This window comes from Nocardioides sp. cx-169 (genome assembly GCF_021083605.1).
In the GTDB taxonomy this organism is placed as follows: Bacteria; Actinomycetota; Actinomycetes; order Propionibacteriales; family Nocardioidaceae; genus Nocardioides.
Genome location: NZ_JAJNRO010000018.1, coordinates 60,423 through 73,271 on the forward strand (window position 1 = coordinate 60,423; position 12,849 = coordinate 73,271).

The following is a 12,849-nucleotide window of genomic DNA, read 5'->3' on the forward strand; positions in this document are numbered from 1 at the left end:
GTGACCAACGACGAGCAGCCGGAGTCGCCCGCGCCCGGCGACGAGAGCCCGCCCGAGGCGCCCTCCGGCTCCCGCCTGCGCCTGCCCCTGCGCCGCACCCGCTCGCACCGCGAGGCGGAGGCTCGCGCCCATGAGGAGCGCATCACCCAACGGCTCGCCCACCAGTGGGCGCTGATGCGCGGCGAGCGCCGCAGCGAGCCGGAGCCGATCGTCGCCGGACCCTCCAACTTCAGCCGGGCCCAGGTCCCGTGGGGCGTCGACCTCGCAGCCGCCTGGGGCTGGCGCTTCCTGGTCATCGTCGCCGCCGGGCTGGTGCTGGTGAAGACGATCGCGTTCTTCTCGGTCATCGTGCTGCCGGTCGCGGTCGCGCTGCTGATCGCGGCCCTCGTCGCGCCGGTCGTCGGGTGGCTGGCCCGCCACGGCTTCCCCCGCGGACTGGCGTCGATCCTGGTCGTCCTGGGCGGCATCGCCCTGGTCGGCGCGCTGCTCACCTTCGCCGGCCAGCAGGTCGCCAACGGCGCCACCGACCTCGCGGACTCCACGGTCGACGGCCTGGAGCGGATCCGGGAGTGGCTCAAGGACGGGCCGCTCAACGCCTCCGACTCCCAGATCAACGACTGGATCGGGCAGGCGCAGGACGCGATCACCGAGCGGACGCAGAACGGCGAGTTCGTCGGCCAGGTCACCTCGCTGGGCACGACGCTGGGCCACGTCTTCGCCGGGTTCTTCATCGTCCTCTTCGCGACCTACTTCTTCCTGGCCGACGGCGAGCGCATCTGGGCCTGGTTCGTCCGGCTCGCGCCCCGGGCCGCGCGCCACCACGTCGACGGCTCGGGCCGGGTCGCCTGGATCTCGCTGACCCAGTTCGTGCGGGCGACCGTGCTGGTCGCGCTCGTCGACGCGGGCGGCATCATGATCGGCGCGGCGGTGCTGCAGGTCCCGTTCGTGCTGCCGATCGGCGTCCTGGTCTTCCTCGGCGCGTTCATCCCGCTGGTCGGGGCCACGGTCGCCGGCGCCGTGGCGGTGCTCGTCGCGCTGGTCGCCCAGGACCCGCTCACCGCGCTGCTCATGCTCGCGGTCGTCATCGGCGTGCAGCAGATCGAGGGACACATCCTCCAGCCGTTCCTCATGGGCCGCTGGGTCTCGGTGCATCCGCTCGGCGTGATCTTCGCGCTGGGCGCCGGTGTCATCGTGGGCGGCGTCGCGGGTGCGCTGGTCGCCGTACCGCTCGCGGCCGCGGCCAACGCCGTCATCCAGCACCTGGCGTCCAACACCCAGGTCGGCGACGACCCCGTGGAGGAGCTCGAGGAGGACTACGAGGAGACCGGCTCCACGGTCCCGGTGGAGGAGCCCGCCGATGGGTGAGGTCACGCTCGCCGACATCGAGGCCGCGCGCACGGTCCTCGACGGCGTCGCGATCACGACCCCGATGGAGGAGTCGCGCTGGCTCTCCGCGCTGGTCGGCGGCCCGGTCTCGCTCAAGTGCGAGAACCTCCAGCGCACCGGCTCGTTCAAGGCCCGCGGCGCCTACGTGCGGATCTCGGGGCTCTCCGGTGAGGAGCGCGCCCGCGGCGTCGTCGCCGCGTCCGCCGGCAACCATGCGCAGGGCGTCGCGCTGGCGGCGCAGCTCCTGGGCATCCAGGCGACCGTCTTCATGCCCGAGGGAGCGCCGATCCCCAAGGAGAAGGCGACCCGCGGGTACGGCGCCGACGTGGTGTTCGAGGGCCGCTACCTGGAGGACGCGCTGCTCGCGGCCGGCCGGTTCGCGCACGAGACCGGGGCGGTCCTGATCCACCCCTTCGACCACGCCGACGTCGTGGCCGGTCAAGGCACGTGCGGCCTCGAGATCGTCGAGCAGGCCCCGGACCTGCAGACCGTGCTGGTCCCGACCGGGGGCGGCGGTCTGCTCGCCGGCATCGCGATCGCCGTCAAGGCGGTGTGCCCCGACGTCCGCGTGGTCGGCGTGCAGGCGGCCGGCGCAGCGGCGTACCCCGACTCGCTGCAGCAGGGGCGCCCGGTGGCGCTCTCCTCGATGCAGACCATGGCGGATGGGATCGCCGTCGGGCTGCCCGGCGAGATCACCTTCCCCGCGGTGCGTGACCACGTCGACGACATCGTGACCGTCTCGGAGGAGTCGATGTCACGGGCGCTGCTCGCGCTGGTGGAGCGGGCCAAGATGGTCGTGGAGCCGGCCGGTGCGGCGGCGGTGGCCGCGATGCTCGACCAGCCGTCGGCGTTCCGCACACCCGCGGTCGCCGTGCTGTCGGGCGGCAACATCGACCCGCTGCTCCTGGGCAAGGTGATCCGGCACGGCATGGCGGCGGCGGGCCGCTACCTGAACCTGCACGTCAACATCCCCGACACCCCCGGCGGCCTGGCGCGCCTGCTGGCCGAGGTTGGAGACTCGGGCGCCAACGTCCTGGAGGTCGTGCACGAGCGGATCTCGCCCGCGCTGCACCTCGACGAGGTGGAGGTCCACCTCCAGCTCGAGACCCGCGGCGAGCCGCACGCCGAGAAGGTGCTGACCCGCCTGCGCCAGTGCGGCTACCGGATCTTCGAGTGACGGCTCAGCCGGTGTAGGGCTTGGCGTCGACGATGACGACCTCGAGCATCTTGCCGTTGGGCGCCTCGTAGGAGACGGTCTCGCCGCGCTTCTTGCCGTTGATGGCCGAGCCCAGCGGGGACTGGGGGGAGTACGCGGTGAGGCCCTCGGGCTCGATCTCGCGGGCGCCCAGCAGGAAGGTCTCGGTCTCGTCGTCGGCGTCGCCCACGAAGCGGTAGGTCACCACCATGCCGGGTTCGACGACGCCGTCGTCGGGAGGGGTCTCGCCGACCTCGGCCCGGCGGAGCATGTCTTCGAGCTGGCGGATGCGGCCCTCGAGCTTGCCCTGCTCCTCGCGGGCGGCGTGGTAGCCGCCGTTCTCCTTGAGGTCGCCCTCGTCGCGGGCCGCGCTGATGCGCGCGATGACGTCCTCGCGCACAGGCCCCTTGAGGTTGGCCAGCTCGGCCGTCAGCTTGTCGAAGGCGTCCTGGGTGAGCCAGATCGTGCCCTGCTCGGTCTGCTGCGTCATCGGGGTACTCCTGTACTGCTGCGTGGGGAGGAAGTGCGGGTGCGAGGGACCTGCGGCCGGTCGTCGGCGTCGCGGGCCTGTCGGCCCAGCGGGACGGTCAGACTCACGAGTATACAAACAGCCGAGCGAAACGACGTTTCCGCAGGTCAGCGAGGACGCGACTGGCCCTCTGCGGTGCACCCGACGGATTCGACCGAGGTGGCGCGCCGCTCGGTGCGGATGGTCTGCTCGATGCGGTCGCCGTCGCCCGGCTCGGGGGTGAACGACAGCTCTCCGACCACGCTGTGGTCCTCGGCGTAGGCCCGCAGGAGGCAGGACGGGTCGACGGCGTCGTCGGCCAGCTCCACGTGGACGATGGCCACAGCGGTGTGCTCGTCGACGATGTCGAAGCTGACCAGATCGGAGTCGACCGGCGGCGCGGCGTGCACGACCATCGTCCAGACCAACCAGCCGAGGAAGGCGACGACCAGGGCCACCACGCCGGACAGCAGGGCGCGTCGGCGCCAGGGTGCCGGTGCGCCGTACCGGTCGGTCGGGATCGCCGGGGCATGCTGCGAGCTCACCGGTCCAGGGTGACACCTACGATGGAGGGATGCCGCAGCACCCTCCCGCCGGCCCCCGCGCGGGCCTCCGACTCATGCACGTGCACGCCCACCCCGACGACGAGTCGAGCAAGGGCGCGGCGTCCACGGCCAAGTACGTCTCCGAGGGCGTCGACGTGCACGTCGTCACCTGCACCGGCGGGGAGCGGGGCTCGATCCTCAACCCCAAGATGGACCGCCCCGACATCCTCGAGAACATCACCGAGGTGCGCCGTCAGGAGATGGAGCGGGCCCGCGACATCCTCGGCATCAGCCAGGACTGGCTGGGCTTCGTCGACTCCGGCTGGCCCGAGGGCGATCCGAAGCCGCCCCTGCCCGAGGGTTGCTTCGCGCTGGTCCCGCTCGAGGAGGCCACCGAGCGCCTGGTCGCGCTGATCCGGTCGTTCCGTCCGCACGTGATGACGACGTACGACGAGCGCGGGGGCTACCCGCACCCCGACCACGTGCGCTGCCACGAGGTGAGCGTCGCGGCGTTCGAAGCCGCCGGCGACCCCGAGCGGTTCCCCAACGCGGGGGAGCCCTGGCAGCCGCTGAAGCTCTACTACCACCACTCGTTCAACCGCGAGCGGATGCAGCGGCTGCACGACGCGATGCTCGAGCACGGGCTGGAGTCGCCCTGGGCCGAGCGGCTCAAGGAGTGGAAGGAGGAGCCGGAGTGGGACGCCCGGGTCACGACCAAGGTGCCGTGCGGGGACTACTTCGGCGTCCGCGACCAGGCGCTGCTGGCGCACGCGACCCAGATCGACCCTGACGGCTTCTGGTTCGCGGTCCCGCGCGAGCTGCAGGAGCGGATCTGGCCGACCGAGGACTTCGAGCTCGTCGTGAGCCACGTCCCGTCCACCATCCCCGAGGACGACCTGTTCGCCGGGATCACCGACCCCTCCTGAGAGACTGTGACCATGACCCCCGTGCTGCTGCTCCTGCTCCCCCTCGTGGAGAAGGGACCCGACGAGGAGGACGTCGTCGCCGGATGGACCGCGTTCGGCCTCTTCGGGCTGCTGATCCTCGCGGTCGCGGTGCTCGGCTTCAGTCTCACCAAGCACCTCAAGCGTGCCGAGCGCTCGGAGCAGGAGGGGCGTTACGACCCGCCGACCCGACGGCCGGCACCGCCCGAGGCCTGAGCGCCGTCGGCCACCGCCGAGGGATGGTTTCGCCGCGCCACGGCAGGGAACCGGTGGGTCGATGAGGCCCGACGAGCAGCCGCCCGATCCCGATCCCACCGAGGCAGTGGACATGTCGGGGCTCCTCGGCGACCACCCGCCGCCCACTTCGGCGCCGGCACCGGACCTCCTGGGCGGGCGCTACCGGCTCGGCCCGGTCCTCGGCCGCGGCGGCGTCGCGGACGTGCACCGGGCGACCGACACGCTGCTGAGTCGTGAGGTGGCCGTCAAGCGGCTGCGCGAGGCGACGCCGTCGGACGCCGATCGGGCGCGGTTCACCGCCGAGGCGCGCACGCTCGCGGTCCTCTCGCACCGCTCGCTCGTGACCCTCCTCGACGCCGGCGAGTCCGAGGACCGCCCCTACCTGGTGCTGGAGCTCGTCGAGGGCCCCACGCTTGCCGCGCTGATGACCCCGGGCCCGCTGCCGGTCCGTGAGGCGGCGCACGTGCTGGGCGACGTCGCCGCCGCCCTCGCCTACGCCCACGCGCAGGGCGTGGTCCACCGCGACGTGAAGCCCGGCAACGTCCTGGTCGGGGACGACGGTCGCGCCAGGCTCGCCGACTTCGGCATCGCCCGCATCGTCGGGGACGCCGTGCGGCACACGATGACCGGGACGACGATCGGGACGGTCGGCTACCTCGCCCCGGAGCAGGTGAGCGGCGCCGAGATCAGCCCCGCCGTCGACGTCTACGCGCTGGGCCTGGTGCTGCTCGAGACCGTCACCGGCATCAAGGCCTTCACCGGCTCCACGGCCGAGGCGGCCGTCGCTCGTCTCGCACGCGGCCCGCACGTCCCCGACGACCTGGCGCCAGCACTGGCCGACCTGGTGCGCGCGATGACCGCCCGCGACCCCGCTGCCCGACCCTCTGCAGCCGTCGTCGCCGAGCGCCTCGCGCTCATCGCCGAGGACGACCCGACGATGCTCGTCCCGCTCGTCCCGCTCGTGCCGCCTCCTGGCCGCCGGGTCCGGCCCGTGCTCGTGGCGGCCGCCGCCGCCGTGGCCCTGGCCGTCGCCCTGGCGGGAGCCGGTCTGCTCGGTGGGGGCGAGCCGAGCCAGGCCGACAAGCCCGCCGACTCCTCGTCCGCCTCCCCGTCCTCGACGCCCTCCGGGGCCGCCTCGTCCACCACCTCGTCGCCGACGGTCGTGCGCAGCACCACCGGTCCGGCTGCCCCGAAGGCGGGGCCGCCGAAGGCGAAGAAGAAGGCCAAGCCGAGGAAGCCGAAGCCCGGCAAGCCCCGGCACCACGGCAACAAGGGCGGCGGCAAAGGGAAGGGCCCCCGATGAGCGAGCAGCCCAAGCTCGTCGCCGACGTCGTGGTCGAGCGGCTCCGGGAATGGGGCGTCTCGCGGATCTTCGGCTACTCCGGCGACGGCATCAACGGCTTCATGGGCGCCCTGCGCCGAGCCGGGGGAGACCCGGAGCTCATCCAGGCGCGCCACGAGGAGAACGCCGCCCTCATGGCGGTGGGCCACGCCAAGTACACCGGCGAGGTCGGTGTCATGACCAGCACCCAGGGGCCGGGCGCCGTCCACCTGCTCAACGGCCTGTACGACGCCAAGCTCGACCACGTGCCGGTGGTGGCGATCGTCGGCCAGCAGGAGACGACTGTGCTGGGCTCGGAGTACCAGCAGGAGATCGACCTGCAGAGCCTGTTCAAGGACGTGGCCGCGCAGTTCCTGCAGACGGCGCTGGCGCCGGAGCAGATGCCGATGCTGATCGACCGTGCGTTTCGCACCGCGCTGGCGACCCGGTCGCCGTGCGTGGTCGTCTTACCGCACGACGTGCAGCAGGAGGAGGCGCCCAGCCCCGAGCAGAAGCACGGCGTCGTGGTGACCGCCCCCGAGTGGCGGCGACCGCACGTCGTGCCGCGTGAGGAGGACCTGCGCCGGGCCGCGGAGGTGCTCGACGCGGGCGAGCGGGTGGCGCTGCTGGTCGGGCAGGGCGTCCGCGAGGCCGGCGACGAGGTGCGGGCCGTGGCCGAGCGGCTCGGGGCCGGCGTGACGACCAGCCTGCTCGGCAAGCCCTGGTGGGACGAGTCCCTGCCGTACTCCTGCGGAGTCATGGGTCACCTGGGCACCTCGGCCTCCGCCCACCTGATGGGTCACTGCGACACGCTGCTGGTCGTCGGCAGCAACGATCCCTGGACGGAGTTCTACCCCGCCCCCGGGCAGGCGCGCGCCGTGCAGGTCGACCTCGACGGTCGCCACCTCGGCAACCGCTACCCGGTGGAGGTGGGCCTCACCGGCGACGCGGCGGATACCCTGCGGGCGCTCCTGCCGCTGCTGCGCCAGCGTGGCGCCACGGCCTGGCGCGACAAGGTCGAGGACCAGGTCCGTGCCTGGCACGACCTGGCGGAGCAGCGCTCGAGGCTCGAGGCACGCCCGCTCAACCCCGAGCTCGTCGTGCGCGCCCTGAGCGCGCACCTGCCGCAGGACGCCATGGTGAGCGTGGACGTCGGCTCGGTCGTCTACTGGTACGCGCGTCACCTGCGGCTCCCGCCCGGCGTGCCTGCGCACCTGTCCTCGACGCTGGCGAGCATGGGCTCCGGGCTGCCCTACGGCATCGCGGCCAAGCTCTCCGCCCCCGACCGCCCGGTGGTCGCGCTGGTCGGCGACGGGGCGATGCAGATGAACGGCATCGCGGAGCTGATCACGGTGGCGCACCGCTGGCGGGACTGGTCGGACCCACGCTTCGTCGTGCTCGTCCTGCACAACCGCGAGCTCGCGGAGGTGACCTGGGAGCAGCGCGAGACCGAGGGGGACCCCCGTTTCGACGACAGCCAGAGCCTGCCGGCCTTCCCGTACGCGGGCTACGCCGAGCTGCTCGGGCTGCGGGGGATCCGCATCGACGGACCCGCGGCGGTCGAGCAGGCTTGGACCGAGGCGCTCGCCGCGGACCGGCCCACCGTGATCGAGGCGGTGACCGATCCCGACGTGCCGCTGCTGCCGCCGTTCCCCGCCGGTCGCGAGAAGCTGGACAGCTTCCGCCGGGCGCTCGCGCAGGAGGGCCCGGGCGGGGAGCACGCGCGTGACCTGCTGGACCGGCAGGCCGCCCAGGAGGAGCGTCTCTCGCAGGGGTGAGGACCTGCTCAGCCCTGGGGCTGCTCCTCGGCTCCCGCCTCGGCGATCTGGCGGCGTACGTCGTCCATGTCCAGGCTCTTGACCCCGGTGATGACCTGCTCCAGCGCCTGCGGCGGCAGCGCGCCGGGCTGGGCGAAGACCAGGATGCCCTCGCGGAACGCCATCAGGGTGGGGATGGACTGGATGCCGGCAGCCGAGGCCAGCTCGCGCTGCTCCTCGGTGTTGATGGAGCCGAACGTGACGTCCGGGTGGGCCTCGGAGGCCTTCTCGTACGTCGGGGCGAACTGCTGGCACGGTCCGCACCAGCTGGCCCAGAAGTCGACGAGCAGGATGTCGTCGTCCTCCACGTGGGAGGTGAAGTTCTCGGTGGTCAGCTCGATGGTGGCCATTCGAACAGCCTACGAGGTGGCGCCCAGACCCTCTAGCGCAGCGTGTAGGTCGCGATCGAGACGCTGACGTAGTGGCTGACGAAGGCGAGGATCGTGAAGGCGTGGAAGACCTCGTGGAACCCGAACCACTGGGGCCAGGGGTTCGGTCGCTTGAAGCCGTAGACGACCCCGCCCAGGGTGTAGAGCGCACCTCCCACCGCCACCAGCACCAGCACGGCGGTCCCCGTGGTGGTGCCGAGGCGCGAGACGGCGCCGTCGATGAAGCCGGGGATGAAGAAGACCGCCGACCAGCCCAGGCCGATGTAGAGGGGCGTGTAGAGCCAGCGCGGGGCGCCGATCCAGAACACTCGGAACAGCACGCCGAGGATCGCGCAGACCCACACGGTCGTCAGCAGCACGACCCGCTCGGTGCCCTCCAGCAGCATCAGCGTGAGGGGCGTGTAGGACCCCGCGATGAGGATGAAGATGTTGGCGTGGTCGAAGCGCCGCAGCGCCGCCCAGACCCGCGGCGACCAGGACCGGGTGTGGTAGAGCGCGGAGATCCCGAACAGCAGCAGGGCGCTGAACGCGAACACCGCCGAGCCCCAGCGGGTGGTGGTGTCGGGGGACCGGGCGATCAGGACGATGCCGCCGGCGAGCGCCAGCGGCGTGAGGACGAGGTGCATCCAGCCGCGGAGCTTCGGCTTGACCTCGGCGATCGTCTCGCTGAGTGACTCCAGGCCGGCGCGGACAGCCTCGTTCGCGTGGTCGAGGGTCGGTGGCATATCTCCGACTTTAGCGACCCGAGGCCAGCATGTGACACCTGAGCGGTGGATGTCATGCGGCCCGTCGGTGGGCGGAGTGACGACGCTCACCCCCTACCATCGAAGGCATGGCGGACTGGAAGCGCGGACTCCGGCGGGTGCTCTACCCGGCGTATGAGTCCCGGCTCCTGCGCCGGCTGCCCGACAACCTCCCCCAGCACGTCGGGGTGATGCTCGACGGCAACCGTCGCTGGGCCAAGGCCGTGGGCCGCGACACCGCTCACGGGCACCGCGCGGGGGCGGCCAACATCGAGCCGCTGCTGGGCTGGTGCGACGAGGTCGGCATCCAGGTGGTCACGCTCTGGCTGCTCTCGACCGACAACCTCAACCGCCCCGAGGCCGAGCTCGAGCCGCTGCTGCGGATCATCGAGGAGGCGGTCGACTCGCTCGCCGACCAGCGCCGCTGGCGGCTGCACCCGGTGGGCGCGCTCGACCTGCTGCCGGCGCGCACGGCGGAGCGGCTCAAGGCGGCCGCCGAGGCCACCGACGACGTCGACGGGATGCTGGTCAACATCGCGGTCGGGTACGGCGGTCGGCGCGAGATCGCGGACGCCGTACGGTCCCTCCTCCATGAGCACGCAGCCAAGGGCACGACCCTCGAGGAGCTCGCGACGATCATCGACGTCGAGCACATCTCCGACCACCTCTACACCAAGGGCCAGCCCGACCCGGACCTGGTGATCCGCACGTCGGGGGAGCAGCGGCTCGGCGGGTTCCTGCTCTGGCAGAGCGCTAAGTCGGAGTTCTACTTCTGCGAGGCGTACTGGCCGGAGTTCCGCCGGGTCGACTTCCTGCGCGCGATCCGGGCCTACGCCCTGCGCGAGCGACGCTTCGGCTCGTGACGGCCGGCGTCACACAGCCGTCACCAGTCCTTCACCCCTCGAGGCGGGCGTGTCGGCGCGTGTCGGCGGTCCGGCGGGCGTAATTTTCGTCTCATGGTGAGTGGGGAAGCTCACCAAATCGGAGGCCCGTTCGTGACAGCTCACGACCAGCTCGCTGGGACCAGGAGGCAGGTCCACGCCTGCCGCCCGGCCCGGTCGATCGGATGCCGGCACTCCGGCGTTCGGGTCACCCTCCGGTCCATCAGCGTCGACTAGGCCGGGGCGTCGAGTGCGCGCGCCGACCCGTGAGGGGTATCCCGTGCCGCAGGCTCAGAAGTCCCAGCACCGCACCTACGTCCTGGACACCAGCGTCCTGCTGGCCGACCCGGGGGCGTTGCGCCGGTTCGACGAGCACGAGGTCGTGCTGCCGGTCGTCGTCATCACCGAGCTCGAGGGCAAGCGGCACCACCCCGAGCTCGGGTTCTTCGCCCGCTCGGCATTGCGGATGCTCGACGAGCTGCGCACCACCCACGGGCGCCTCGACGAGCCGGTCCCGGTCGGCGAGCACGGCGGCACGGTGAGGGTGGAGCTCAACCACACCGACCCCAACGCGCTGCCCTCGGGCTTCCGCCTCGGCGACAACGACACGCGGATCCTCGCCGTGGCCCGCAACCTCGCCGACGAGGGACACGACGTCACGCTCGTGTCCAAGGACCTGCCGCTGCGGATCAAGGCCTCGGCCGTCGGCCTGGACGCCCAGGAGTACCGCGCCGACGCCGTCCACGACTCCGACACCGGCTACAGCGGCATGGCCGAGGTCGAGGTCGAGGCCGCGATGCTCGACGAGCTGTACGACGACGGGGTGCTCGACCTCGACACCGCCCGCGACCTGCCCTGCCACCAGGGCCTGGTGCTGCTGTCGGACCGCGGCACCGCGCTCGGCCGGGTCGGGGCGGACAAGCAGGTGCACCTCGTGCGCGGCGACCGCGAGGCGTTCGGCATCCACGGCCGCAGCGCCGAGCAGCGGATCGCCCTGGAGATGCTGCTCGACCCCGAGGTCGGCATCGTCTCGCTGGGCGGGCGCGCCGGCACCGGCAAGTCGGCGATGGCGCTGTGCGCCGGTCTGGAGGCGGTCCTCGAGCGCGGGCAGCACAAGAAGGTCGTCGTCTTCCGCCCGCTGTTCGCGGTGGGCGGGCAGGAGCTGGGCTACCTGCCCGGCTCGGAGTCGGAGAAGATGTCGCCCTGGGGTCAGGCCGTCTTCGACACCCTGGGCGCGATGACCTCAAAGGACGTCATCGACGAGATCCTCGACCGCGGGATGCTCGAGGTGCTGCCGCTGACCCACATCCGCGGCCGGTCGCTCCACGACGCCTTCGTCATCGTCGACGAGGCGCAGTCGCTCGAGGCCAACGTCCTGCTGACGGTGCTCTCCCGCATCGGCGCCAACTCCAAGGTGGTCCTCACCCACGACGTCGCCCAGCGCGACAACCTCAGGGTGGGGCGCCACGACGGTGTGGTCGCGGTGATCGACAAGCTGAAGGGGCACCCGCTGTTCGCCCACGTGACGCTCACCCGCTCGGAGCGCTCGCCGATCGCGGCGCTGGTGACCGAGATGCTGGAGAACGTCACCCTCTAGTCCGTGGCCGTCGTGACCCGAGGGGCTCGTGTGACGAGGAGACCCGATGTGTCGAGCCTCTCGGGGAATTTTCGCCGGGAAAGTGGAGGTTTGGTTTGCACGCGTCCGGCGGGTCAGGCAGGGTGGCCCGTGATCAGTCCGTGACCTACGGCGCGTGATCGTCTTCCGTGTCGTCTAGCCCCTGGACTCCTCCTCCGTGACGAAGCAGGTCAAGCCCGCCCCCAAGCACCGCGCTCCCGTCGAGCGGTCCGCCCTCGTGGCGGCTCCCCGTAAGGCGCTGCGCAACACCGTCATCCTGTCCTCGGTCGCCGTGGCCGTCACCGGCGCGACGGTCTCGACCGGCGTACTCGGGCAGGGGCCCGCGACCTCCGCGGCCGGCTCGGTCGACGCGGCCGCGCCGAAGGTGGGCGACGCGACACCGGTCAGCTCGGTCCAGGTCGACGACCTTGCCGAGCGGGACACCAGTGTGTCCCGCTCCTCGCGCCGCCAGGCCCTCAACTCGGTCAAGAAGGCCTCCGTGGTGCAGACCAAGGTCTCGGCGATGAGCCGCACCGAGGACATGTCCGACGAGGACCCGCGCAGCATCGGCCAGGCGCTGCTCGCGGAGTTCGGCTTCTCCCAGGACCAGTTCGGCTGCCTCGACTCGCTGTGGACGCGCGAGTCCAACTGGACCTGGAACGCCGACAACCCCACCTCCTCCGCCTACGGCATCCCGCAGGCCCTCCCGGGCTCCAAGATGTCCTCGGCCGGCGCCGACTGGGCCACGAACCCCGTCACCCAGATCCGCTGGGGCCTCGGCTACATCCAGGACCGCTACGGCAGCCCCTGCGGCGCCTGGGCCCACTCCGAGTCCCACAACTGGTACTGATCCCCGTCTCCTCGCTGACCGGTCAGAAACTCTGACGGGTCAGCGGCATTTCGGTGCAGTGGGTGACGGGTCAGCGGTGCGTGGGTGAGACTGGCGCCATGACGCCGGACACCAACGACTACCAGCCGTCGCTCGGGCTGGGCTACCTGCTCGGCGGGCTCGCGGTGCTGATCGTCGCCGGCATGTGCCTGGTCAACGCCGATGGTGACCACGCGTACGCCGTGGTCGGGCTGGTCCTCCTGGGGACCGCCGGCTACCTCCTGCTCGTCGGCGGCATCGCCCGCGGCCTCCAGGTGGCGCGCACCTCCGACCGCGGGCTGGTGATCCCGCCGCAGGACCGGCCCCGCTGAGCCCCTGGGTCACACGGGTGTCGAGGAACTCACGGGTTCCGGCTGAAGCTTCGTCGGGGAGCCGTGGG

14 protein-coding genes are annotated in these 12,849 nt (G+C 72.0%); 10 read left to right on the plus strand and 4 right to left on the minus strand.

Annotated elements, in window-relative coordinates; genetic code table 11:
• Positions 1-1,365 (plus strand): AI-2E family transporter, encoded by a 1,365-nt coding sequence (locus LRP67_RS20140; RefSeq protein ID WP_231271928.1) that lies wholly within the window; start codon positions 1-3, stop codon positions 1,363-1,365.
• Complete coding sequence (ilvA, locus tag LRP67_RS20145) at positions 1,358-2,563, plus strand: threonine ammonia-lyase (protein ID WP_231271929.1); 1,206 nt, start codon at positions 1,358-1,360, stop codon at positions 2,561-2,563. The genes LRP67_RS20140 and ilvA overlap by 8 nt, the downstream gene beginning before the upstream one ends.
• A 4-nt stretch (positions 2,564-2,567) precedes the next feature.
• On the opposite strand, the gene greA is transcribed toward ilvA, so the two are convergent.
• A complete protein-coding gene (gene greA, locus LRP67_RS20150; protein WP_231271930.1) occupies positions 2,568-3,071 on the minus strand; it encodes a transcription elongation factor GreA in 504 nt (167 codons plus the stop codon).
• Positions 3,072-3,217: 146 nt separating this feature from the next.
• On the minus strand, positions 3,218-3,634 hold the full coding sequence (locus LRP67_RS20155) for a DUF4307 domain-containing protein (RefSeq protein ID WP_231271931.1): 417 nt from the start codon (positions 3,632-3,634) through the stop codon (positions 3,218-3,220).
• 29 nt (positions 3,635-3,663) lie between these two features.
• On the opposite strand from LRP67_RS20155, the gene mca reads away from it, so the two are divergent.
• The 4 genes from mca (at position 3,664) to LRP67_RS20175 (ending at position 7,914) form a co-directional block, all read left to right on the plus strand.
• Positions 3,664-4,560, plus strand: coding sequence for a mycothiol conjugate amidase Mca (gene mca / locus LRP67_RS20160; RefSeq protein ID WP_231271932.1), 897 nt, complete (start codon positions 3,664-3,666; stop codon positions 4,558-4,560).
• 12 nt (positions 4,561-4,572) lie between these two features.
• A complete protein-coding gene (locus tag LRP67_RS20165) occupies positions 4,573-4,794 on the plus strand; it encodes a myelin proteolipid family protein (RefSeq protein WP_231271933.1) in 222 nt (73 codons plus the stop codon).
• Between the two features lie 61 nt (positions 4,795-4,855).
• A complete protein-coding gene (locus LRP67_RS20170; RefSeq protein WP_231271934.1) occupies positions 4,856-6,118 on the plus strand; it encodes a serine/threonine-protein kinase in 1,263 nt (420 codons plus the stop codon).
• The gene (locus tag LRP67_RS20175) at positions 6,115-7,914 is read left to right on the plus strand and encodes a thiamine pyrophosphate-requiring protein (RefSeq protein WP_231271935.1); all 1,800 of its coding nucleotides are present in this window, start codon (positions 6,115-6,117) and stop codon (positions 7,912-7,914) included. Before LRP67_RS20170 ends, LRP67_RS20175 begins: the two co-directional genes overlap by 4 nt.
• An 8-nt stretch (positions 7,915-7,922) precedes the next feature.
• On the opposite strand, the gene trxA is transcribed toward LRP67_RS20175, so the two are convergent.
• Positions 7,923-8,303: a thioredoxin gene (gene trxA / locus LRP67_RS20180; protein WP_231271936.1), complete on the minus strand. Its 381-nt coding sequence runs from the start codon at positions 8,301-8,303 to the stop codon at positions 7,923-7,925.
• A 32-nt stretch (positions 8,304-8,335) separates the two neighbouring features.
• Positions 8,336-9,067, minus strand: a complete 732-nt coding sequence (locus LRP67_RS20185) for a hemolysin III family protein (protein ID WP_231271937.1) — start codon at positions 9,065-9,067, stop codon at positions 8,336-8,338.
• Positions 9,068-9,174: 107 nt separating this feature from the next.
• On the opposite strand from LRP67_RS20185, the gene LRP67_RS20190 reads away from it, so the two are divergent.
• From LRP67_RS20190 to LRP67_RS20205, 4 genes are all read left to right on the plus strand, one after another.
• Positions 9,175-9,948, plus strand: coding sequence for an isoprenyl transferase (locus LRP67_RS20190; RefSeq protein WP_231271938.1), 774 nt, complete (start codon positions 9,175-9,177; stop codon positions 9,946-9,948).
• Between the two features lie 298 nt (positions 9,949-10,246).
• Positions 10,247-11,563 (plus strand): PhoH family protein, encoded by a 1,317-nt coding sequence (locus LRP67_RS20195; protein ID WP_374107432.1) that lies wholly within the window; start codon positions 10,247-10,249, stop codon positions 11,561-11,563.
• Positions 11,564-11,759: 196 nt separating this feature from the next.
• Positions 11,760-12,431, plus strand: coding sequence for a lytic transglycosylase domain-containing protein (locus LRP67_RS20200; RefSeq protein ID WP_231271940.1), 672 nt, complete (start codon positions 11,760-11,762; stop codon positions 12,429-12,431).
• Between the two features lie 98 nt (positions 12,432-12,529).
• The gene (locus tag LRP67_RS20205) at positions 12,530-12,781 is read left to right on the plus strand and encodes a hypothetical protein (protein WP_231271941.1); all 252 of its coding nucleotides are present in this window, start codon (positions 12,530-12,532) and stop codon (positions 12,779-12,781) included.
• Positions 12,782-12,849: the final 68 nt, after the last annotated feature.

Excerpts from the sequence above, each read along its gene's own strand:
- LRP67_RS20205 (WP_231271941.1), top strand. The coding sequence starts at position 12,530 with ATGACGCCGGACACCAACGACTACCAGCCGTCGCTCGGGCTGGGCTAC.
- LRP67_RS20185 (WP_231271937.1), bottom strand. The coding sequence starts at position 9,067 with ATGCCACCGACCCTCGACCACGCGAACGAGGCTGTCCGCGCCGGCCTG.
- LRP67_RS20165 (WP_231271933.1), top strand. The coding sequence starts at position 4,573 with ATGACCCCCGTGCTGCTGCTCCTGCTCCCCCTCGTGGAGAAGGGACCC.
- mca (WP_231271932.1), top strand. The coding sequence starts at position 3,664 with ATGCCGCAGCACCCTCCCGCCGGCCCCCGCGCGGGCCTCCGACTCATG.
- greA (WP_231271930.1), bottom strand. The coding sequence starts at position 3,071 with ATGACGCAGCAGACCGAGCAGGGCACGATCTGGCTCACCCAGGACGCC.
- LRP67_RS20170 (WP_231271934.1), top strand. The coding sequence starts at position 4,856 with ATGAGGCCCGACGAGCAGCCGCCCGATCCCGATCCCACCGAGGCAGTG.
- ilvA (WP_231271929.1), top strand. The coding sequence starts at position 1,358 with ATGGGTGAGGTCACGCTCGCCGACATCGAGGCCGCGCGCACGGTCCTC.
- trxA (WP_231271936.1), bottom strand. The coding sequence starts at position 8,303 with ATGGCCACCATCGAGCTGACCACCGAGAACTTCACCTCCCACGTGGAG.
- LRP67_RS20190 (WP_231271938.1), top strand. The coding sequence starts at position 9,175 with ATGGCGGACTGGAAGCGCGGACTCCGGCGGGTGCTCTACCCGGCGTAT.
- LRP67_RS20175 (WP_231271935.1), top strand. The coding sequence starts at position 6,115 with ATGAGCGAGCAGCCCAAGCTCGTCGCCGACGTCGTGGTCGAGCGGCTC.